Annotated in this window: 19 protein-coding genes; 9 read left to right on the plus strand and 10 right to left on the minus strand. The window is 68.4% G+C overall.

What is annotated here, in order from left to right; genetic code table 11:
- Positions 1-20 precede the first annotated feature (20 nt).
- Entirely contained in the window at positions 21-1,571 is a 1,551-nt protein-coding gene (locus NA4_RS29845; protein WP_084497567.1) for a dynamin family protein, read from the plus strand.
- A gap of 132 nt (positions 1,572-1,703) precedes the next feature.
- Positions 1,704-2,348, plus strand: a complete 645-nt coding sequence (locus NA4_RS29850) for an endonuclease (protein ID WP_067477550.1) — start codon at positions 1,704-1,706, stop codon at positions 2,346-2,348.
- 12 nt (positions 2,349-2,360) lie between these two features.
- On the opposite strand, the gene NA4_RS29855 is transcribed toward NA4_RS29850, so the two are convergent.
- The 4 genes from NA4_RS29855 to NA4_RS29870 all read right to left on the minus strand — a co-directional run bounded on the left by NA4_RS29855 (position 2,361) and on the right by NA4_RS29870 (position 6,165).
- Positions 2,361-3,524 (minus strand): zinc-binding dehydrogenase, encoded by a 1,164-nt coding sequence (locus tag NA4_RS29855; protein ID WP_067477553.1) that lies wholly within the window; start codon positions 3,522-3,524, stop codon positions 2,361-2,363.
- A 99-nt stretch (positions 3,525-3,623) separates the two neighbouring features.
- Complete coding sequence (locus NA4_RS29860; protein ID WP_067477556.1) at positions 3,624-4,055, minus strand: winged helix-turn-helix transcriptional regulator; 432 nt, start codon at positions 4,053-4,055, stop codon at positions 3,624-3,626.
- Between the two features lie 101 nt (positions 4,056-4,156).
- Positions 4,157-4,456 (minus strand): hypothetical protein, encoded by a 300-nt coding sequence (locus NA4_RS29865; protein ID WP_067477604.1) that lies wholly within the window; start codon positions 4,454-4,456, stop codon positions 4,157-4,159.
- A gap of 5 nt (positions 4,457-4,461) precedes the next feature.
- The gene (locus tag NA4_RS29870; RefSeq protein WP_067477559.1) at positions 4,462-6,165 is read right to left on the minus strand and encodes an MFS transporter; all 1,704 of its coding nucleotides are present in this window, start codon (positions 6,163-6,165) and stop codon (positions 4,462-4,464) included.
- Positions 6,166-6,280: 115 nt separating this feature from the next.
- Between NA4_RS29870 and NA4_RS29875 the strand changes: the two genes are divergently transcribed.
- From NA4_RS29875 to NA4_RS29900, 6 genes are all read left to right on the plus strand, one after another.
- Positions 6,281-6,751 carry a MarR family winged helix-turn-helix transcriptional regulator gene (locus NA4_RS29875; RefSeq protein ID WP_067477562.1) on the plus strand — a complete coding sequence of 157 codons (471 nt, stop codon included), beginning with the start codon at positions 6,281-6,283 and terminating at the stop codon, positions 6,749-6,751.
- A gap of 339 nt (positions 6,752-7,090) precedes the next feature.
- Positions 7,091-8,941, plus strand: a complete 1,851-nt coding sequence (gene dnaK, locus NA4_RS29880) for a molecular chaperone DnaK (RefSeq protein ID WP_067477565.1) — start codon at positions 7,091-7,093, stop codon at positions 8,939-8,941.
- Positions 8,938-9,621: a nucleotide exchange factor GrpE gene (gene grpE / locus NA4_RS29885; protein ID WP_067477568.1), complete on the plus strand. Its 684-nt coding sequence runs from the start codon at positions 8,938-8,940 to the stop codon at positions 9,619-9,621. Before dnaK ends, grpE begins: the two co-directional genes overlap by 4 nt.
- Positions 9,622-9,645: 24 nt before the next feature.
- Positions 9,646-10,800 (plus strand): molecular chaperone DnaJ, encoded by a 1,155-nt coding sequence (gene dnaJ / locus NA4_RS29890; protein ID WP_067477571.1) that lies wholly within the window; start codon positions 9,646-9,648, stop codon positions 10,798-10,800.
- The gene (locus NA4_RS29895) at positions 10,800-11,219 is read left to right on the plus strand and encodes a heat shock protein transcriptional repressor HspR (RefSeq protein WP_067477574.1); all 420 of its coding nucleotides are present in this window, start codon (positions 10,800-10,802) and stop codon (positions 11,217-11,219) included. The genes dnaJ and NA4_RS29895 overlap by 1 nt, the downstream gene beginning before the upstream one ends.
- Positions 11,220-11,747: 528 nt before the next feature.
- Positions 11,748-12,917, plus strand: coding sequence for an FAD-binding oxidoreductase (locus NA4_RS29900; protein ID WP_067477578.1), 1,170 nt, complete (start codon positions 11,748-11,750; stop codon positions 12,915-12,917).
- A gap of 18 nt (positions 12,918-12,935) precedes the next feature.
- Here NA4_RS29900 and NA4_RS29905 read toward each other — a convergent pair whose 3' ends face one another.
- The 4 genes from NA4_RS29905 to NA4_RS29920 all read right to left on the minus strand — a co-directional run bounded on the left by NA4_RS29905 (position 12,936) and on the right by NA4_RS29920 (position 16,991).
- Positions 12,936-13,700, minus strand: coding sequence for an FAD-binding oxidoreductase (locus NA4_RS29905; RefSeq protein WP_067477581.1), 765 nt, complete (start codon positions 13,698-13,700; stop codon positions 12,936-12,938).
- A gap of 30 nt (positions 13,701-13,730) precedes the next feature.
- The gene (locus NA4_RS29910; RefSeq protein ID WP_067477584.1) at positions 13,731-14,888 is read right to left on the minus strand and encodes an FAD-binding oxidoreductase; all 1,158 of its coding nucleotides are present in this window, start codon (positions 14,886-14,888) and stop codon (positions 13,731-13,733) included.
- Between the two features lie 230 nt (positions 14,889-15,118).
- On the minus strand, positions 15,119-16,003 hold the full coding sequence (locus tag NA4_RS29915) for an LLM class flavin-dependent oxidoreductase (protein WP_245671645.1): 885 nt from the start codon (positions 16,001-16,003) through the stop codon (positions 15,119-15,121).
- Positions 16,004-16,055: 52 nt separating this feature from the next.
- Positions 16,056-16,991, minus strand: coding sequence for an NADP-dependent oxidoreductase (locus NA4_RS29920; protein ID WP_067477590.1), 936 nt, complete (start codon positions 16,989-16,991; stop codon positions 16,056-16,058).
- 381 nt (positions 16,992-17,372) lie between these two features.
- On the opposite strand from NA4_RS29920, the gene clpB reads away from it, so the two are divergent.
- Positions 17,373-19,928 carry an ATP-dependent chaperone ClpB gene (gene clpB, locus NA4_RS29925; protein ID WP_067477594.1) on the plus strand — a complete coding sequence of 852 codons (2,556 nt, stop codon included), beginning with the start codon at positions 17,373-17,375 and terminating at the stop codon, positions 19,926-19,928.
- A 9-nt stretch (positions 19,929-19,937) separates the two neighbouring features.
- Here clpB and NA4_RS29930 read toward each other — a convergent pair whose 3' ends face one another.
- Entirely contained in the window at positions 19,938-21,197 is a 1,260-nt protein-coding gene (locus NA4_RS29930) for an MFS transporter (protein ID WP_067477597.1), read from the minus strand.
- A complete protein-coding gene (locus NA4_RS29935; RefSeq protein ID WP_067477600.1) occupies positions 21,194-21,889 on the minus strand; it encodes a hypothetical protein in 696 nt (231 codons plus the stop codon). Before NA4_RS29935 ends, NA4_RS29930 begins: the two co-directional genes overlap by 4 nt.
- Between the last annotated feature and the right edge of the window lie 203 nt (positions 21,890-22,092).

Consider the following 22,092-nt stretch of genomic DNA (forward strand, 5'->3'; position numbering starts at 1 on the left):
CCCGCCGGTACGGTAGCTCCGTGAGAAGTGAAGGTGGCACGGTGCCGAGCATCGTCGCCGAGGCGCATCGGCTGGTCGGCGCGGCGCAGGCGGCGCTGGCGGGTGAACCGCGGCCGCGCGCGCTGCTGGCCGACTGCGCCCGCCGGCTGGACCAGCCGTTGCGTGTGGCGCTGGCCGGTTCGATCAAGGCGGGCAAGTCGACGCTGTTGAATTCCCTTGTCGGGCAGGACATCGCCCCCACCGATGCGACCGAGTGCACCAGGGTGGTCACGTGGTACCGGTACGGCTCCACCCCGAGCGTGACCGCGTATGCGGCGGACGGCGCCCGCGCGCACGTCGTGGTGCGGCGCGGCAGCGGTACGCACGGGCTGACCTTCGACCTGGATCGGCTCAACTGGAGCGCCCCTATGCCGCGCGAGGTCGATCACCTCGAGGTGGAATGGCCTGCGGCGGCGCTCGCGCACACCACCATCATCGATACGCCGGGAACGTCATCGCTGTCGCGGGAAGTCTCGCGGCGCACCGCGCGGCTGTTGACGCCGGGGGAGGACGACGAGCGGGCGGAGCGCGGCATCGCCATTCCGGGCGCCGACGCGGTCGTGTATCTGCTGCGCAGGCTGGACGCGGCAGATGTGCAGTTCCTGGAGCGCGTGGGTGCGGGGACCGCGGCCAACGGTGGTCCGGGATCGGCAGGTCCGCTCGGCATCGTCGGCGTGGTTTCCCGAGCCGACGAGATCGGCGCGGGCCGGATCGACGCGTTGCACTCGGCGCGGGAGGTCGCAGCGCGTTTCGCCGGGGAACTCGAGCGAACGGGCTTGTGCCAAGCCGTGATCCCGGTTGCCGGGCTGCTCGCCTTCGCCGCGGCGACATTGCGTCAGCAGGAGTTCGCCGCGTTCGAGACACTGGCGAGCCTGCCCGTCGACGAGCTGAGCGCCGCGCTGCTGTCGGCGGATCGATTCGCGCGCGCGGATGTTCCGCTGCCGGTGCCGCCGGAGCTGCGCGCACAGCTCGCCGAGCGATTCGGCCTGTTCGGTATCCGTATGGCGGTCACCCTGATTCGCCTCGGCGTGCGCGATTCGGCCACGCTCGCAGCCGAATTGACCAGCCGCAGCGGGGTCGACGAGCTGCGCTCGGTACTCGACGTGCAGTTCGGGCAGCGCGCCGACCAGCTCAAGGCGCATTCCGCGCTCACGGCGCTGGCCAGGGTGCTCACCGCCTACCCGGGCACACCGGCCGACCGCGTGCTGCCCCGGGTGCGCACGCTGCTCGCGGACGTGCACGGCTTCGCCGAGTTACGCCTGCTCGGCCGCTTGCGCACCGATGAACTGGCCTTGCCAACGGACGATCTCATCGAGCTGCATCGCCTCATCGGCGGCTCGGGCACCGCGCCCCACTTGCGTCTCGGCCTGCCGATCGACGCCGCGCCCGCGGCGCAGCGCGCCCAGGCTGTCGCCGCGGTCCGGAAATGGCGCGCCCGCGCCCGCCACCCCCTCGCCGATCAGTTCACCGTTACCGCCTGCCTCACCGCCGCACGCAGCGCGGAAGGCGCCCTGAGTCTGCTCCCGGAATAGCCCCTCCGAGCTGGTGCGTCGCGGTGCCAGCCGCACTCCCGAGGGTGGTCTCCGCCGGGCCGAAACGCCTGGCCGCGGACGGTGTAGCCGACCTGCCGCCGGGTATGCCACCGGTAGCGAGAGGAGGCAACGATGAGCCAAGAGGATGTCGTACACGAACTGCTCGTCCGTGCGGGCACGGGATACGCCGAAGAAGCCGGTATCACGCTAGAGGACAAACCGTCCGCGCTGTTCCAGCTGCTTATGCTCGCCCAGCTGCTCAGCACCCGGATCGCCGCCGAGATCGGGGTAGCGGCCGCGCGGGAGCTGATCGCCAACGGCTACCGCACACCGCACCGGGTCGCGGACGCGGACTGGCAGGAGTTGGTCGACGCGCTCGACCGGGCGAACTACGTCCGGTACGACGAGAGCGCCGCGACCCGCCTCGGCGCCAATGCGTCGCGGGTGCTCGACCGGTACCACGGCGACCTGCGTGAACTCGCCAAGAAGGCGGATAACGACCCGAAGCGTGCCGCCGATTTGCTGCAAGAGTTCCAAGGCATCGGCCCGACCGGAAGCGACATCTTCCTGCGTGAGATCCAGGACATCTGGACCTGGGTGCAGCCATACTTCGACGAGCGGGCCCTGCGCGGCGCCAAACGCGTCCAGCTGCCGGAAGACCCCGCCAAGCTGGGCGACCTGGCGCCGGACCACCACACCGCGGATCTCGCCGCGGCGCTCGTCCGGGTGACGCTGGACGAGAAGATCGCCGACGACATCCTCGCTTCCGCCCCGTGAGCAGGCGAGCGCTCAGACGGGCGTGACGGCGCGGTCGCGCGGGTCGATCAGGATTTTCGCGTGCCGCTCCGGGTTGCCGAGGGCGGTGAAGGCGTTCGCCACGCCGTCCAGCCCGACGGTTCCGGTGATCAACGGTGTCGGATCGACTTTTCCGTCGGCGAGCATGTGCAGGGTGTCGCGGAACTCGCCCGGGTCGTAGCCGAGCACGAACCGCAGTTCGATCTCTTTGTTGATCGCCATCGCGGGATGGAAGCGGTCTGCCTCCATGCACACGCCGACCACGACGACACGCGACAGCGGCGGCGCCGCCGTGAGTATCTGATCGATGATCCCGGGCACGCCCACACATTCGAAGATCACCGGCCCGGCCGGTCCCGCGTTCAGGGTGTGCGCCAGCCGGAAGACATACCACCACGGCAGGTTGGGGACCCGTCGCAGCCTTTCCATGGTGTCGAAACCCAGGCCGAGGATGTCGGTGACGCCACGAATCCGCCCCTTCCTCGGAGCGGCCTCCCACGGCGATTCGGTCGCCGGGTCGACCGCGACGTCGGCGCCGCACGCGGTCGCGAGCTCGCGACGACGCGACGAGAAATCGCTCGCCACCACGGTGTGCACGCCCGCGGCCTTCAGCATGCTGATCACCGCGAGGCCGATCGGCCCGCAGCCGATGACGAAGGCGGTCCGGCCCTTGCCGACGCGTCCCTTGCGCACGGCGTGCCAGGCCACCGCCATCGGCTCGGTCAGTGCGGCGTGTTCGGCGGACAAGCCGTTCGGAATCGGCACGGTCATCGATTCCTGGACCACCACCTGCTCGGCATAGCCGCCTGGCGCCGCGGCCGAAAGCCCGACCAGATGCGGTTGGGTGCCGTGCCGCACGATCGGCAGCGCCACCACGGGGGTGCCCGTCTTCCACCGCCTGCGGCAGTCGGGGCCGTAATCGACGACCGTGCCGCTGAATTCGTGTCCGAGCACGATGCTCTGCTCCGAGCGCATGAAATGTTCGTAACCGGTCGCCACCGCCAAGTCGGCCAATTCGTCGGCGTGCGTGCGGGCGTGCAGGTCGGAGCCGCAGATGCCGCAGCGTGACACGTCGATCAGCACCTGACCGGCCCCCGGCCGTGGCGTGGGCAGTTCGGCGACCTCGAACTCGGCGGCGGTGACGACGGCGGCCCTCATGGCGACTCCTCGGATCGACGGCGCGCGGCGGGCGGCCCGGTCAGGCCACGCCGGTCGCCACCCTAGTGCGCGCGGACCGTACCGGAACGAGTTGCACCGTCACGCGCCGACCGCGGCTTCCTCGGCCGCGCGGCGGTCATAGGCGTCGCGGGCCGAGGCGATTTCGTTCTGATGCGTCTCGGTCCAGGTGACCAGCGCCTTGATGGTGGTGTGCAGGCTCGCGCCGAGCGGGGTGAGCGCGTAGTCGACCCGAGGCGGGATGGTCGGGTACACCGTGCGCCGGACCAAGCCGTCGCGCTCCAGATGCCGGAGGGTCTTGGTGAGCATCCGCTGGCTGACGCCATCGATCGCGCGCTTCAATTCGGTGAACCGCAGACTGCGCTGATCCAGCAGCGCGATCACCAGCAGTGACCATTTATCGGCGACCCGGTCGAGGATCTGGCGCACTTCGCAGTCCGCCCGGGTGTCCCACTGCAATACGTCGTAGTCGCCATCGCCATCGCAGCACGAAATCGTCCCTGATACCTCCATGAGCGTCGATTCTGCCAGTTCAGAGGGCGGTATCAAGAGGGAACCGACAGCATCGCCGGGAACTCGAGCGGGTAAACCCGTTCGAGGTTCCCGGCGCTTTGTCACGCGTTGCGACGCAGCCGTGGGTAGACCTCCTGCTCGAGGTAGGTAGCGATATCTCGGCCGTGGCGACGAGCTTCGTGCACCGCGACATCATGTCGTCCGGCGCGCTCCTTCAGGGTGGTGCGCGACCGCTTTTCGACGCCACCACCGATCAGCAGATTGCCGAACTCCCCGGTGTCCAGCGCCGCGAGGGCCTCGTCGTCGGTGGTGACACCGCGCACGGTGAACCCGCGCGCACGAACCTGCTCGACGGCGGCATCCACAGTGTTCCTGCTGCGGCCGATGATCAGAAGGTCCATCTCGCTCACACCCTCGCCGGTTCCGGGCCCACCACATCGGTCTCGATCTCGTGGTGTTCGAGCTTGGCACCTCGCGGCAGCGCGAGGAACCCCAGGCAGACCAGCGCGAGGACACCGATTCCGTACCACAGCGTGCGTTCGAAGGTGTGGGCGAAGTTCACCGCGTTCGCCCGTGTGCCCGCCGCGCTGAGCACTCGGCCCACAATTTCGGCGCCCGGCCCCGAGGGGGCCTGACAGCTGTCCGGCACTGCGGTCGGATCGACCTGCGCGGACCGATCCCGCACGCAGGCACGGAAGTTCGCCAGGATCTCGTCCTGCGCCTGCGCGGGCAGGCCCGCCATGGTGAGTTCGGCGCGGGCTTCCGGTGTCACCGCGTCGACCCCGCGCTGCGAGTCGTGGTCGAGCTGGGTGAAGAAGACCACGCCGACCAGCGCGACGCCGAGTGCCGTACCCAGCTGCTGCCCGGTATTGAGGAGTCCGGACGCCGCGCCGGCCTCCTTGGCGGGCACCTGGCCGAGCAGTAGGTCGATGGTCGGGGCGACCACCATGCCGAACCCGGCCCCGGTGACGATCAGCGGGAAGACCATCTGCCACGCTGCGATCCCAGCGCCGTAGTGGGTGGCGAGCCAGCCGTAGATGCCGAAACCCGCGGCGTTGACGATGCCGCCTGCGATCAGCACCCGCCTGCCGAACCGCGGTGCGAGCACGCCGACCGACACGCCTGCGCCGATACCAGCGCCCACCGCGAAGAACACGGCGGTCAGCCCGGCCCGCATCGGTGTCCACCCCAGCCCCGCCTGCATGAACAGCGTCCACACCAGGAAGAAGCCACCGAGTCCGATCCAGAAGAGCAGCCAGCTGCCCAGTCCGATCGCGAACGGCCGAGACCGGAACAACGCCAGGTCGACCAGCGGCGAGCCGAGCGTTCGCGCCCGATACCGCTCGTAAGCGACGAACAGTCCGAAGGTCGTGACCGAGGCGGCCATCATGACGAAAGTCCACGCGGGCCAATCGAGCCTGCGACCTTCGGCGAGTGGGTAGACGAGCAGTAGCACCGCTGCGATGGCGAGGATCATGCCGATCACGTCGAGCCGCGGCGCGGCCGGCGAGCGGGACTCCTTCATCACCATCGCCGCCGCGATCAGTGCGAGGATGCCTACGGGGATGTTGACCAGGAAGATCGGCCGCCAGCCCAGGTCGAACAGATCCCACTGCACCAGCAGGCCGCCGAGCGACAGCCCGACCGCGGAGGCGGATCCGCCGACGCCGCTGTACAGCGCGATGGCCTTGGCGCGTTCGTGCTCGGCGAAGGTGACGCGGATGATCGCCAGGATCTGCGGCACCATCAGTCCGGCCATCGCGCCCTGCAGGAAGCGTGCGGCGATGAGCATGGCGGGATCGGTGCTCAGGCCGCAGGCCGCCGACGCAAGCGTGAAGCCGGCCATCCCGATCAGGAATATCCGTTTGCGGCCGAAGATGTCGCCGAGCCTGCCGCCGGTGATCAGCACGGCGGCGAAGGCGAGCACGTAGGCCGCGACGATCCATTCGATCTCCGAGTACTCGGCATGGAGATCGGCCTGGATGCTCGGCACGGCGACATTGACGATCGTGACGTCGAGCAGGTCCATGAATCCCGCGGCGAGCACGACGGCGAACGCGATCCAGCGGCGGGAGTCGGTGGGGTGATGAGTACTCAGGTCGGGTTCCATGGGGCGCGGGCCTCTCTTCGGGTGGCGGAAAGTGCCGACTCCCAAACTATGCACCTGAAGTGATTGTCAATCAATATGGCAATCATGAAAGGTGCGTTAATGCTACGATCGGTCCGTGACCGAAGCCGATCCGACGCCGCTGTCCGACCATGTCGCCTTTCTCGTCGGCCAGCTCGGGTTCCATGCCGCGTACCGGTTCGGTGACGGATTGGCCCCGCTCGGTATCGGTCCTCGGCATTTCGGCACGCTGCGGGTGCTGCGCGACCACGACGGCCAGTCGCAACAGCAGCTGTGTGAGACGCTCGGCATCCACCGCAACGTGATGGTCGGGCTGGTCGACGAGCTGGAGAAGCGCGGGCTGGTCGAGCGGCGCAAACATCCGGCCGACCGGCGGGCGCACGCTGTCTATCTGCTCCCCGCCGCGCATGATCTGCTGGCTCGGGCTCAGCAGGTCGTCGACGAGTTGGAGGCCGACCTGCTGCGCGAGTTCGATGTGGCGGAGCGCACAACCCTGTTGCGGCTGCTGCAGAAGCTCGCGGCGACGAATGGGTTGGAGCGGGGCGTGCACCCCGGACTTACTCGCTGAGCGCTCGCCCCTCGGCAGCGTCGCGGTGGCGCGCAACGGATTCGGGGACGTTCGTCGACAGCGCGCCGGTAGGTGCGGGGGATGGGTGTCGCCGTCCGGGAATTAATCGCGCGAGTCGTCCGTTGAGCATTGCGACAAGATTGAGTGTGATCGACTCAAGTTTCGGTTGACTCCCGGCCTCCTGCCGATGCAGGATTGAGCCGACCACGCTCAGTGTTGCTGGGGCCGTGCTCCGTGAGGTGCGAGGGGCGAGGTCTTGCGGCGTCCGGTATGGGCGCCGAAGGGCGGTTGTTCGCCCAGCACCGACACAGATTGGTACGTCAACTAGGAGGAAACACAATGGCTCGTGCGGTCGGAATCGACCTCGGGACCACGAACTCGGTCGTCGCCGTTCTCGAAGGCGGCGAGCCGGTCGTCGTAGCGAACTCGGAAGGATCGCGCACCACCCCGTCGGTCGTCGCGTTCGCGAAGAACGGCGAGGTGCTGGTCGGCCAGCCGGCGAAGAATCAGGCCGTCACCAACGTCGACCGCACCATTCGCTCCGTCAAGCGGCACATCGGCACCGACTGGTCGGTGGACATCGACGCCAAGAAGTACACCGCGCAGGAGATCAGCGCCCGCGTGCTGATGAAGCTGAAGCGCGACGCCGAGGCCTACCTCGGTGAGGAGATCACCGACGCGGTGATCACCGTGCCCGCCTACTTCGAGGACTCGCAGCGTCAGGCGACCAAGGAGGCAGGCCAGATCGCGGGCATGAACGTGCTCCGCATCGTCAACGAGCCCACCGCGGCCGCGCTCGCGTACGGCCTGGACAAGGGCGACAAGGAGCAGACCATCCTGGTCTTCGACCTCGGTGGCGGCACCTTCGACGTCTCGCTGCTGGAGATCGGCGAGGGCGTCGTCGAGGTCCGCGCCACCTCCGGCGACAACCACCTCGGTGGTGACGACTGGGACGAGCGGGTCGTGAAGTGGCTGGTCGACAAGTTCAAGGCCAGCTCGGGCATCGACCTGACCAAGGACAAGATGGCCATGCAGCGGCTGCGTGAGGCCGCCGAGAAGGCCAAGATCGAGCTGAGCTCCTCGCAGAGCACCTCGATCAACCTGCCCTACATCACCGTCGACGCGGACAAGAACCCGCTGTTCCTCGACGAGCAGCTGACCCGCGCCGAGTTCCAGAAGATCACCTCGGACCTGCTCGATCGCACCCGCGCGCCGTTCCAGTCCGTGATCAAGGACGCGGGCATCAAGGTGGCCGACATCGACCACGTCGTGCTCGTCGGCGGTTCCACCCGCATGCCCGCCGTCACCGAACTGGTGCGCGAGCTCACCGGTGGCAAGGAGCCCAACAAGGGCGTGAACCCGGACGAGGTCGTCGCCGTCGGCGCCGCGCTGCAGGCCGGCGTGCTCAAGGGTGAGGTCAAGGACGTCCTGCTGCTGGACGTGACCCCGCTGTCGCTGGGCATCGAGACCAAGGGCGGCGTGATGACCAAGCTCATCGAGCGCAACACCACCATCCCGACCAAGCGCTCGGAGACCTTCACCACCGCCGACGACAACCAGCCGTCGGTGCAGATCCAGGTGTTCCAGGGCGAGCGCGAGATCGCCTCGCACAACAAGCTGCTCGGCTCCTTCGAGCTGACCGGCATCCCGCCTGCCCCGCGCGGCGTGCCGCAGATCGAGGTCACCTTCGACATCGACGCCAACGGCATCGTGCACGTCACCGCGAAGGACAAGGGCACCGGCAAGGAGAACACGATCAAGATCCAGGACGGCTCCGGCCTGTCCAAGGAGGAGATCGACCGGATGGTGAAGGACGCCGAGGCGCACGCCGCCGAGGACAAGGCCCGCCGCGAGGAGGCCGAGACCCGCAACCAGGCCGAGTCGCTGGTGCACCAGACCGAGAAGTTCATCAAGGAGAACGAGGACAAGGTCCCCGCGGACGTCAAGACCAAGGTCGAGGCGGCCATCGCCGAGGCGAGCGAGGCTCTGAAGGGCACCGACATCGCCGCGGTCAAGGCGGCCGTGGAGAAGCTGGCGACCGAGTCGCAGGCGCTCGGCCAGGCCATCTACGAGGCCTCGGCCGCGGATGCCGCGGCCTCCGGCAACGGTGCGGCGTCGAGCGCCGCGTCGGATGACCAGGTCGTGGACGCCGAGGTTGTGGACGAGCCGGTCGACACGGAGAAGAAGTGAGCGAGGCAAACGCCGAGAAGGAACCGATCACCTTCGTCGACAACCGGAAGATCGACCCGGAGACCGGGGAGATTCGCGAACCGGCCGCGGACAACGGCGCCGCGGCCGGCCCGGCGCCGGAGTCGGGCAACGGCGCTGAACTGGACAACGGCCTGGATGCTCAGACGCTCGCCGACACCATCAGCGGCGAACTGGCCGAGCGCACCGCCGATCTGCAGCGGCTGACCGCGGAGTACGCCAACTACCGGCGCCGGGTCGAGCGCGACCGCAAGACCGCGATCGACACCGCCAAGGCGTCGGTGGTCACCGAATTGCTGGGTGTGCTCGACGATCTCGACCGGGCGCGGGCGCACGGCGACCTGGAGTCGGGCCCGCTGAGGTCGGTGGCCGACAAGCTGGCAGTCGCGCTGCAAAAGCAGGGTCTCGAGGAGTTCGGTTCGGAGGGCGAGTCTTTCGATCCGACCCTGCACGAGGCCGTGCAGCACGAGGGTTCCGGCCACGATCCGGTGATCGGCATCGTCATGCGCAAGGGCTATCGCTTCGGCGATAGGGTGCTTCGGCATGCGCTGGTCGGGGTAACCGATGGCGTGGCCGATCTGACGGAAGCCGGCGAGGCGGAGACCGCCGATCGGGTGACAGAAGAGGCATCGGACGTTGATGCCGGCGCGAACGACAACTGAGGACGCGAGAGGAGGAGATGCTCGGTGAGCCAACGGGAGTGGATCGAAAAGGACTTCTACAAGGAGCTGGGTGTTTCCTCCACTGCCTCGCAGGACGAGATCAAGAAGGCCTACCGCAAGCTCGCACGCGACTTGCACCCGGACGCCAATCCCGGTGATACCAAAGCCGAGGAGCGGTTCAAGACCGTCAGCGAGGCGCATGCCGTGCTGTCGGATCCGGCCAAGCGCAAGGAGTACGACGACACGCGCAAGCTCTTCGCGGGCGGCGGATACAGCCGGGGCGGATTCGGTTCCGGCGCGGGCGGGTTCTCGCAGGAGTTCAACCTCGGGGACATCTTCGGCGGCACGACCGCAGGCGACGGTGGCCTCGGCGACCTGCTCGGCGGTCTGTTCAACCGGGGCGGCACGCGGACCTCGAGCCGCCCCCGGCGCGGCTCCGACGTCGAGACCGAGACGACCCTCGGTTTCCGGGAGGCGGCCCAGGGCGTCACGGTTCCGCTGCGGATGACCAGCCCCTCGCCGTGCACCACGTGTCACGGCAGCGGCGCGAAGCCGGGGACGAGTCCGCGAGTCTGCCCGGTCTGCAATGGAAACGGCGTGGTCAGCCGCAACCAGGGCGCGTTCGGCTTCAGCGAGCCGTGCGACGAATGCCGGGGCAGCGGTTCGATCATCGACGATCCGTGCGCCGACTGCCGCGGCAGCGGAATCCAGAACCGCACACGCACCATCACGGTGCGGATCCCCCCTGGGGTCGGTGACGGGCAACGGATCCGCTTGGCCGGTCAGGGCGAGGCGGGGCTGCGCGGGGCGCCCTCGGGCGACCTCTATGTCACCGTCCACGTCAGCCAGGACAAGGTCTTCGGCCGCAGCGGCGACGACCTGACCCTGGTGCTTCCGGTCAGCTACAGCGAATTGGTGCTCGGCACTACGGTTTCGGTGCCCACGCTGGAGGGCCGGGTCGGCGTCAAAGTGCCGCCGGGCACCGCCGACGGCCGTATCCTGCGAGTGCGCGGCCGCGGCGTGCCCAAGCGCGGCGGCGGCGCGGGTGACCTGCTGGTGACCGTGAAGGTGGCGGTGCCGCAGAAACTGGACAGTGACGCCGTGGATGCGCTCAAGCGCTACCAGGAGGCCGAGCGGGCCGGTGGTTTCGATCCACGTGCGGGATGGGCAGGTGCGTGATGTCCTCTGAACCGAAGAAGGCGTCCGGTGGGGCGCGCGCCGAGTTCTTCATGATCTCGGTGGCGGCCCAGCTGGCCGGCATGCACGCGCAGACGCTGCGCACGTATGACCGTCTGGGACTGGTTACGCCGCAACGCACTTCGGGCGGCGGGCGGCGCTACTCGGCCAGGGACGTGGAGCTGCTGCGCGAGGTGCAGCGGCTGTCCCAGGACGAGGGCGTCAACCTGGCGGGCATCAAACGCATCATCGAACTGACCAATCAGGTGGAGGAGCTGCGCCAGCAGGTCGCCGAGCTGTCGGCCGAGCTGGAGCGGATGCGGGCGGGCTACCGTCCCGATCTCTCGCCTCCGCAACGCAGTACCGCGTTGGTCGTCTGGCAGCCGCGCAATCGCCGCGACGACAGCCACCGACGACGGTAACGACACCATCAGGCCCCCGGACGCCGATCGCGCATCGCGATCCGAGTCCGGGGGCCTTGTCGTTCCGGTATGGACGCAGTGATTTGCTGGCGGTAAACCGGGATATGTACGTCGTATATCGTACAAATCACGCGATTTTCACTCGAATCGCCTGGGCGTTTTCACCATAGATTGGTCGACGGTATCGGCGGCGTCCGGATGTTCCGTGATCGCGTCAACAGTTCCAGTGTTGCCCCACAGTCGCTGGAACAGACCGATCGGGACGGAATTTCCCAAGGGGGCCTTGCAAATTCGGCGGTAAGTCGGCCGATTTTGCGCCAGATCCGCCGTCTTGCAGTCGGTTTCTCTGGCGTGTCTCGCTTTCCGCCCTCGTTTTGCCGAAATTGCACGCGTGATGTTCCATCGAAACATTCCGTAGCTGGCAAACCTCGCCTACACTCCTTGCCATCGGCTGCTGTCGAGTGGCCCCGCAGCACCTCACTCGCCGGCATGGTTCGTGTACTAGTGCGAAATGGGGTTGTGAGAGCAATGGATTCACGCACTGTCGCTTTGATCAGAACCACATTCAAGGCGGTTGCTGCGGAGGATGGGGGGCCGGAAAAACTGGCCAGATCGTTCTACGCGATCTTGTTCACCGACTACCCGCACGTCCGCGATTTCTTTCCGGCCGCGATGGACTCCCAGCGCGATCGCCTGGTCAAGGCGATCTCCTATGCGCTGGACCGGTTGGAGGAGCCCGAGAAGCTCCTACCCTTCCTCGCCCAATTGGGCAGGGACCACCGCAAATACGGCGTGCAGGCCGTGCACTACAGCGCCGTGGCCACCGCGCTGAAGACGGCCGTCAAGGTGTTCGCGGGAACCGAGATGTGGACCGACGAGGTCGACCGGGCCTGGGACGAGGGCCTGAAGATCATCTCCGACACCATGATCGGCGCGGCGGACAAGGAGAGCACGCCGCCGGTGTGGACCGGCACCGTCATCGAGCGGCGCCAAGTGCTGCGCAACCTGATCATCGTCCGGCTGCAACTCGACCAGCCGATGCGGTATGCCGCGGGCCAGTACCTGAGCGTGCAGATTCCGTCGCGGCCGCGGATGTGGCGGTACCTCTCGCCCGCCGTGCCCGCGAACGCCAACGGTGAGATCGAATTCCACATCCGGGGCGTACTCGGCGGCTGGGTCAGTTCGGCCATCGTCGCCCAGACCGCCGTCGGCGACCAGTGGCTGCTCGGCTCGCCGCTCGGTGGACTCGGTATCCCGCGCAACACCAAGCGCAAGATGCTGATGGTCGGCTGCGGCACCGGCCTCGCGCCGCTGCGCGCGCAGCTCATGGCGATGGCGCAGCGGCGAACCAATCCCAAGGTGCACCTGTTCATCGGGGGCCACCATCCGTGCGACCTCTACGATCTGGACACGTTGAACGACCTGGCGTTGGCCAACCGCTGGCTCACCGTCACGCCGGTGACCGAGCACGAGGACAACCCGTGGTGGCACGTCGAACCCGACGAGCCGCGCGGCCCGTGGCCCAGCCTGGAGCCGCGGGTCATCGGGCAGATCGGCAAGGTCGTCGCGAGCTTCGGTCCCTGGGCCGACCGGGACGTGCAGATCGTCGGTTCGCCCTCGATGGTGCAGACCACGAAGTTCCGCCTCATGGCGGCGGGCACCATGGCCAAGAACATCCGCCACGACCCGCTGTTCTGACTTTGTCGCCGAGCTTGTTCAGATTCCTTCGAATTGGATCAATTCCGCTGGGGTGCCCGTTTCGAGCAGGCGCTCGACGGTGGTCTGCACCATCGCGGGGGAGCCGCAGACCAGCACCTGGTGGTCGGAGAACGCGCCGTGCGAGCTGACCACATCGGCGAGCGTGCCGTACAGCAGATCGTCGGGTGGGAAGCCGATGTCCACGCGGGACTGCTCGTACCACTCGTCCACCCAGTCCGGGTCCTCCGGGCTTTCCACCACGGGAATCACGGTGAGCCAGGGCAATTCACCGGCCAGCAGGTACAGCATGTCCTCGGCATACAGGTCGCGCGGGTATCGACCGCCGACGAACAGATAGGTGCGCGGCGGCTCAGGCTTCCTGGCCAGATCGAGGATCTGCGCGCGCATCGGCGCCAATCCCGTACCGCCCGCGATCATCACCACCTCGGCGCCGTCCGGGTCCACCCAGAATCCGCCGAGCGGGGCGCTGATCCGCCACTCGTCGCCGGGCTGGGTGTCGGCCACGATCGCGCCGCTGCACCAGCCGCCGGGCACCGTGCGCACGTGGAACTCCAGTTTGCCGTCCAGCGAGGGCGGCAGCGCCGGGGAGAGCCTGCGCCGCACACCGGGGTGCTGCGGCACCAGCACATCGACGGACTGGCCCGCGGCGAACGGCACGAACTCGCCGATCAACCGGATCACCGCGAGGTCGTGCCGCAGCCGATGATGGCCGACTACGGTCGAGGTCCACTCCGGCGCCTTATGCGCACCGTTACCGAGCATGCTCGGATCCCCCACCGGGGCCTCCTTTGTTTACACAGGGTCGCAGCTGATGATCCGTTCGGGCGTTCCGACGGCGATGAGCGCGCGCCGGGTGTCCGCGATCATGCGCGCCGACCCGGCGATCTGGATCTGCCGGTCCGCCCACGCGCCGAAGCTCGCGACCACGGCGCCCAGGTTACCGATCAGCCGCCGGTGCATGCCGTACGGTGCGTCCTGCGCTGGATGCGGGTACCACCACGGGTTGGTCTTCTGCTCGCACACCGGAACGATGGTCAGCCACGGGTTGCTCTGCGACAGCTGCCACATGTTCTCCACGTCGTACAGGTCGCAGGGGTAGCGGCCGCCGATGAAGAAGTGCACCCGCGGGTTGATGCCGCGCTGGCCCATCTCGATCAGCTGGGCGCGCAGCGGGGCGATGCCGGTTCCCGCGCCGATCATCAGCACGTCACGGCCGCTGTCCCGTTCGACGTGCAGGCCGCCCAGCGGTCCGGCGATCTGCCACCGGTCGCCGACCCTGGTCTCGTTGACGATCGCGGGGCTCACCCACCCGCCGCGGATCTTGCGCACGTGGAACTCGATCTCGCCATATGGATTGGACGGGATCGCCGGGGAGAGATAACGCCACATCTTCGGGCGCTGCGGCACGCAGACCGGTACGTACTGCCCGGCCTGGTAGGGCACCGGTCCGTCGGACTGCAAGCGCACGATCGCCAGGTCCTCCAGCACGCGGCGGTGACCGACCACGGTCGCCTCCCAGTACGGCTGGGACTTGTCGGAGTTGGCGCCGATGGCCATGGACGCGGAGATCAGGATGGTGATGTCACGCCAGCCTTCCTCCAGGCCGCGGTGCCAGGCGGCGCCGTTGTAGACCCGGAACGCGGCCAGCAGGGCGCGCCCGGCGATGTCGTAGTGCGCGGCCTCGACGCCGAATTTGCGGTGGTCGCGGGCGAGTTGTTCCAGGAACTTCTGGGCCCGGTCCCAGTCCTCCAAGTGGTCGAGCACGTACTGGATGGCCGTGGCTATCCGCTTTGCCTGCATGTCCATGGCGGGCGGGAACAACTCCCGCAGCCGGGGGTTCTCGGCGAACAAGTGTCCGTAGAACGCACTGACCAACCGCTCGGGTCCATTCGGCGATTCGATCACCGAACGAAAATTGGCGCGGACCAGCGCAGCCGAACGCGCATCCACGACGTCGAGCTTCCTTTCCCTGTAGTTCTGCCCGGGGACATACCCGTTACCGGCGGTCTCCCGCCGACAAGTATCCCCGAAAATGCCGTGGTCGTGTTGGGTATAAGGCGTAAGACCCGGCCGAACGGTAATCGGTGGGCAAACGGCGGTGTCGCTGACCCGCCCCCTGCGGGGCGTCGCGGACGAGCCGCACCGAAACCCTCGCCGCGTCGTCGCGGTGAAACGGCCGGTCAGCCCCCGGCGGCAGCACGGACCGCGGGCACGACCTGCTCGGTATAACGACGGATCTGCTCGACCGGTTCCCCGTCGGTCGGCCAGAAGACGAATCCGTCGATCCGCTGGTCGCGGTGCAGCGCCAGCAGGTCGTCGACCCAGCGCTCGGGCGGGCCCTCGAGGAAGCCCTGGTCGGCTCCGTCCGCGGTGATGGTCCCGGACACGTTGTAGACCCGCCGCACCTCGAGCGGGTCCCGGTCGGCCGCCGCAGCGGCGTCGTCGATGCGCCTGCCCGCTTCGGCGAGCAACTCCGGCGGCGCCCACGCGGCCGATGGCACCCAGCCGTCGGCGAGGCGACCGGTCAGCTCGAGCATGCGCGGTCCTTTCGCGCCGACCCAGATGCCGGGATGGTGGCGCGGGCGTGGGCCGGGGTGAGCGCCGGCGAGCGAGTAGAAGACGCCCGGTACGCGGACCGATCGTTCGTCGCTCCACATCGCCCGGATCACCGCGATCGCCTCGGCCAGGGCTCGCACCGCCTCGCCGCCGGTCCGGCGCGGCCCGCCCATCCCGGCGACGGCATCCCAGAAGGCGCCTGCGCCGAGGCCGAGATGGATCCGGCCGTCGCTGACGATGTCGAGAGAAGCCACCGATTTCGCGAGAATCGCGGGGTCACGCAATGGAAGATTGGCCACGTCGGGGAAGAAGCTCACCCGCGTTGTGCGCGCAGCGAGTGCGGTGATCAGCGTCCAGGTGTCCATGAATCGGCGCTGGTAGGGATGGTCCTGAATGCCGATCAGGTCGAGCCCGGACTCGTCGGCATACGCGCTCAGCTCGGTGAGCTGCCGGTAGTTGTCGGCTTCGGGGATCAGGAACAGGCCGAATTCGGGCGGTCGAGTGCTCACGCACACCTCCGGGCGGTCTCGCGGGGCGTCGATCCAGGGCCGGAGGTGGCGCTCAAATGGCGAGCACGGTCTTGCCGCGCGCGCCGGGCGCGCCGATGACCGCGGGGCCCTCCGCGAGCGGAACGGTCGCGTCGATCGGCACCACCACGTCGCCTGCCGCGACCCGCTGGATGAGCCGGGCCAATTCGGGAGCTTTGCCTTTGGATTCGATGTTGCCGCCCTTGATGGACCGCGCGCGCAAGGCGTCCTCGTCGGCGGCGAAGGTAGTGGAGTAGACCGTCCCGCCCTCGCGGACGAGGCTGGTCAGCTCTGCGAGCGCCTCGGGCGCGCTCACCAGGTCGAACAGGACGTCGATGCCCTCGGGATGGGAGGCGAGAACTTGGTCGCGCACCGGGCCCGCGGTGTAGTCGACCGTCTCGGCCGCACCGAGGCGGGTCATCTGGTCGGCGGAGTCGCCCCGCGCCGTCGCGATGACGTGCGCGCCCGCGATATTGGCCAGTTGCACCAGGAACGAGCCGACGCCACCGGTGGCGCCCACGATCAGCACGGTCTGGCCGGGTTGGATATTGGTGGCGTCCACGAGATCCTGCGCGGTGACCCCCGCGGTCGGCAACGCCGCGGCCTGGACGGTCGGGACGCCGACCGGGATCGGCACCAGCGTGCCGCCTTCGGGCAGCACCGCGAACTCGGCGAAGCTGCCGTGGCCGACCGGCGGTGTGAGGAACTTGCCCACCACCCGGTCGCCGACCGCGAACCGGCTGACGCCCGCGCCCAAGGTGGCCACGGTGCCCGCGCCGTCCACCCCGAGGATTACCGGAAAATCGTGCGGCAGCCTGCCGTCCAGTATTCCGGCGGCCACCTTCTGGTCGAAGGGGTTCACCCCCGCCGCCTGGAGTTGCACCCGCACGGTTCCCGGCCCCGGCTCGGGTATCGGCATCTCGGCTAGCTCCGGTGTCGCTCCGAACTTCCGTACCACGATCGCGCGCATCCGTTGGCTCCTCGACTAGGGCTGAATAGTGATGCATCGACTGACGGCCGTGGCCATCGTAGGCACCTGAAGGCCGCCGACGTGCGCAATCACCGCATTCGGCGGTGTCGGATTCATCGCTTTCGCGCATGCTGGAGCCGAGGGTCCGCGCGGTGCGGGCACGCGTTCATGCTCGGAGGCGAGAACTCGGGTAACCACGCAGGTCCCGGGCATGCGAGCAGTACACGGCACGAGCGTCGGAACCGGCTCGGCGAAAGGCTAAACTTGAGCGGAACAGACTCAATCTTTTCGGCGTTGGATGGTTAGGAACGGTGCCGAGCCGGCTGGTGGTTGTGCGAGATCGCTGGGTGCCGTGCGAATCGACTAGTAGGAAGGTGACTCGTGGACTCGTTCAATCCCACCACCAAGACCCAGGCGGCCCTGACCGCCGCACTGCAGGCGGCCTCCGCCGCGGGCAATCCGGAGATCCGTCCGGCGCACTTGCTGGTGGCGTTGCTGGATCAGACCGACGGCATCGCCGCGCCCTTGCTGAAGGCGGTCGGAACGGATCCGGCGGCCGTGCGACGCGAGGCACAGGACATCGTGGACCGGCTGCCGAGGGCCACCGGCGCCACCACATCGCCCCAGCTGGGCCGGGAAGCGCTCGCCGCGATCACCGCAGGCCAGCGCCTGGCCACCGAACTCGGTGACGAGTACGTCTCCACCGAGCACGTCATGGTCGGTCTCGCCGACGGCGACTCCGACGTGACGATGCTGCTCGAGAAGTACGGCGCCACCGCCGACGCGCTGCGATCGGCGTTCACCGCCGTGCGCGGCAGCGCGAGGGTGACCAGCCCCGATCCGGAAGGCACCTACCAGGCGCTGGAGAAGTACTCCACCGACCTCACCGATGCCGCCCGCACCGGCAAGCTCGACCCGGTGATCGGCCGGGACACCGAGATCCGCCGTGTGGTCCAGGTTTTGAGCCGCCGCACCAAGAACAACCCGGTGCTGATCGGCGAGCCCGGCGTCGGCAAGACCGCGATCGTCGAGGGCCTGGCCCAGCGCATCGTCGCGGGCGACGTACCGGAGTCGTTGCGCGGCAAGTCCGTCGTGGCGCTGGACCTCGGCGCGATGGTCGCCGGCGCGAAGTACCGCGGCGAATTCGAGGAACGGCTCAAGGCCGTGCTGGAGGACATCAAGAACAGCGCGGGCCAGATCATCACCTTCATCGACGAGCTGCACACCATCGTGGGCGCAGGCGCCACCGGGGAATCGGCGATGGACGCGGGCAACATGATCAAGCCGATGCTGGCCCGCGGTGAGCTTCGCCTGGTCGGCGCGACGACGCTGGATGAGTACCGCAAGCACGTCGAGAAGGATGCCGCTTTGGAGCGGCGCTTCCAGCAGGTCATGGTCGGGGAGCCGTCGGTGGAGGACACCATCGGCATCCTGCGTGGCATCAAGGACCGCTACGAGGTGCACCACGGCGTGCGCATCACCGACTCCGCGCTGGTCGCCGCGGCCACGCTGTCGGACCGCTACATCACCTCCCGGTTCCTGCCGGACAAGGCGATCGACCTGGTCGACGAGTCCGCATCGCGGTTGCGCATGGAGATCGACTCCCGCCCGGTGGAGATCGACGAGGTGGAGCGTGCGGTGCGGCGCTTGGAGATCGAAGAGGTCGCCTTGAGCAAGGAGACCGACGAGGCCTCCAAGCAGCGGCTGGACAAGCTGCGCGCCGAACTGGCCGACTCCAGGGAGCGGCTCAATCAGCTGACCACCCGCTGGCAGAACGAGAAGAACGCGATCGACCAGGTGCGTGCGCTGAAGGAGCAGTTGGAAGCGCTGCGCGGCGAATCGGAGCGCGCCGAGCGCGACGGTGATCTGGGCAAGGCGGCCGAGCTGCGCTACGGGCGCATCCCCGCGCTGGAGAAGCAGTTCGCCGAGGCCGAAAAGTCTTCTGCCGCCGCAGGGGACGGCGAGGTCATGCTCAAGGAGGAGGTCGGCCCCGACGACATCGCCGAGGTGGTGTCCTCGTGGACCGGCATCCCGGTGGGCCGGATGCTGGAAGGCGAGACGCAGAAACTGCTGCGCATGGAGCAGGAGCTGGGGCGTCGCGTGGTGGGACAGGCCGAGGCGGTGCGGGCGGTGTCCGACGCGGTGCGCCGGTCGCGCGCCGGTGTCGCCGACCCGAACCGCCCGACCGGCTCGTTCATGTTCCTCGGCCCGACCGGTGTCGGCAAAACCGAACTGGCGAAGGCCTTGGCGGACTTCCTGTTCGACGACGAGCGCGCCATGGTCCGCATCGACATGAGCGAGTACAGCGAGAAGCACTCGGTCGCCCGGCTGGTCGGCGCACCGCCCGGTTACGTCGGCTACGACCAGGGTGGCCAGCTCACCGAGGCGGTGCGGCGCAGGCCCTACACGGTGGTGCTGTTCGACGAGATCGAGAAGGCGCACCCGGACGTGTTCGACATCCTGCTACAGGTGCTCGACGAGGGCAGGCTCACCGACGGCCAGGGTCGTACCGTGGACTTCCGCAACACGATCCTCATCCTCACCTCCAACCTGGGTGCGGGTGGTGATCGCGAGTTCGTGATGAACGCGGTCCGTTCGGCGTTCAAGCCGGAGTTCCTCAACCGCCTGGACGACGTGGTCATCTTCCACGCTCTCGACGAGGAGCAGCTGGAGAGCATCGTCGACATCCAGCTCGACCAGCTGCAGAAGCGGTTGGCGCAGCGCAGGCTGAAGCTGGACGTCAGCGATTCGGCCAGGTTCTGGCTGGCGGTCCGCGGCTACGACCCGGCCTACGGTGCCCGCCCGCTGCGCAGGCTGATCCAGCAGGCCATCGGCGACACCCTCGCCAAGGAGCTGCTCGCCGGGGAGGTCGCCGACGGCGACAACGTCAAGGTGAGCGTCTCGCCGGACGGCGACGGCCTGATCGTCGGCAGGTAGTCCGCGGGCTCAGCGCGAAGTCTCGGTGCGTCGCTCCTCGACGGGGAGCGACGCACCGAACGGCAGTCGGGTCGATCTGCCGGTGTAGGTCGCGCCCACCGCGAGCAGCAGCATGGCTACCGGCAGAAGCCATGCCGTGACGGCGGTGCCCAACACACTCAGCACATAGCCGGCGAGCAACGCGCCGAGGGCGACGGCGCCATCCGTGACGAGCGCGACGGTGCCGACCGCCCGGCCGAGCGTGTCCTCGGGGACGGTGTTCACCCGGAAAATCGTCAGCGCCACGTTGACAACAGTGCCGACCGCGCCGACACCGAACCAGCACACTCCCAGCACCACCGGATTCGAGGTGAGCGCCATCGGCAGCAGCAGTGCCGCCCATGCCCACAGCGACCCCCGGTACACCCGCTGGGCGGTGAACCGGCCGGTCAGCCAGGATGCTGCGAACGAGCCCAGAATCCCGCCGACGCCCGCCGCGCCGAGCACGACGCCGACCGTCCACACCGGACGGCCCGCGTGCTCGATCTCCACGATCAGCAACAGGATGACGATCTGGATGACCATGTTCGACATCCCGCTGATCAGGGTCGAGGCACGCAGGAACGGTTCGGTCCACACCACCCGGGCACCCGCCGCGGCCAGGCTCCAACTCCCGCGGACGGTGCGGTGTTCGGCCCCGCCACGCGCCGCGAAGTTCCCGCGGATCGCCGAAAGCGTGGCCAGGCAGCAGACATACGACACGGCGTTCGCCGCGAACGGCAACCAGCGGGCAACCCCATAGCCGGCGGCGCCGACCGCGCGACCGATCACGACGCCGATCGGCTGCTCGGCTTCGAGGAAGGAGAACGCGGTCGGGCGCTGGTCCGCCGCGACGATATCGCGAACCGCGCCCAGCTCGCTGAGGCTGAAGAAGACGTACGCGCTGCCCTCGACGAAGGCGGTGACCACGAGGATCAGCCCGGGATTCGGCAGTCCGAGCACGACCACCGATGCGGCCAGCGCGGTCGCCGTCAGCCCGGCCAATTGGCACACCAGCATGATGCGCCGCCGGTCCCAGCAGTCCGCGGCGATGCCCGCCGGTATCTGCAAGATCAGACTCGGCACGGTGATCGCGAATCCGACCCAGCCCGCGAGCGCAGGTGACCCGGTGATCGACAGCGCGAGCAGCGGGTAGGCGATGCGGACACCGTAGCTGCCGACCAGCGAGGTCGCGTTGCCCGACCACAGCAGCAGGAAATCCCGGTTGGCGAAGATCCCGGGTCCGCTCATCCGCCCGCTGCCGCGGTCATGTCCGCCCTGACCCTGGACTCGACGTGACGAATCAACTTCTCCAGGTCGGCGCAATACACCGACGGGTTGCGGAAGCCGGTGTGCTCGCGGTACCGGTGGGCGTAATGCCCGCCGCCACAGACCTTGTGCACCGGACAGGACCGACAGGTGTCGCTCAGCGCCTCGATCCCGATCTGCCTGGCCACCACCGACGGGTCCCAGAGCGCTCGGTCCAGCGGATTCCCGCCCTGCGCGGCGTGGATCCTGGTGGCGCCCGCGAACGCCGACTTCAGCGCGTCGACCTGCTCCAAGGTGCCGTCGGTCTCGATCACGGCGAGCCGGATCGGCGACAGCCCAACGGATTCCGATCCACCGTGACCGCCGAGCAGCAGCTCGATCACGTCGTCGAAGAGCCGGACCCTGGTCTCCAAGGCCGGGGCGTCATACCAGCGGTCGAAGATCGCGATCAACCAGTCGGCGTAGGGCGTCGCGGCGGTGTCTTCGGTCTTCGCCGGCGGCGGAGTAGCCCAATTCGCATGCGGTAAGAGGAAGTCGATGTCCGGCGGTGCGAATCCGACCAGTGCCTCGTAGGTTTCGATCGGGTCGTTCGCGACATCGATCGTGCACAGCAGGCCGGAGTACAGATGCCGGTGGCCGCCGCGGTCATGCCGCCCAGGTTCCCGGCGACCCACGCCGCGATCGCCGCGTGGATCAGCGACTCCGCCGCCCGCTCGGGTGCTGTCGAGGCGATCTCGGTGGCCGCCGCGAACAGCAGCGTATGCGCTTCGCGCAAGGAGCCGCGTTCGAGTTCGATGCGGGCTCGAACAGCGGCCGAACGTGCGCGTCCAGCCGGGCACGTGGCCGGTGCCCCGTCCAGCTCGCCGGCCAGCCGGAG

The organism is Nocardia amamiensis NBRC 102102 (assembly GCF_001612745.1).
In the GTDB taxonomy this organism is placed as follows: domain Bacteria; phylum Actinomycetota; class Actinomycetes; order Mycobacteriales; family Mycobacteriaceae; genus Nocardia; species Nocardia amamiensis.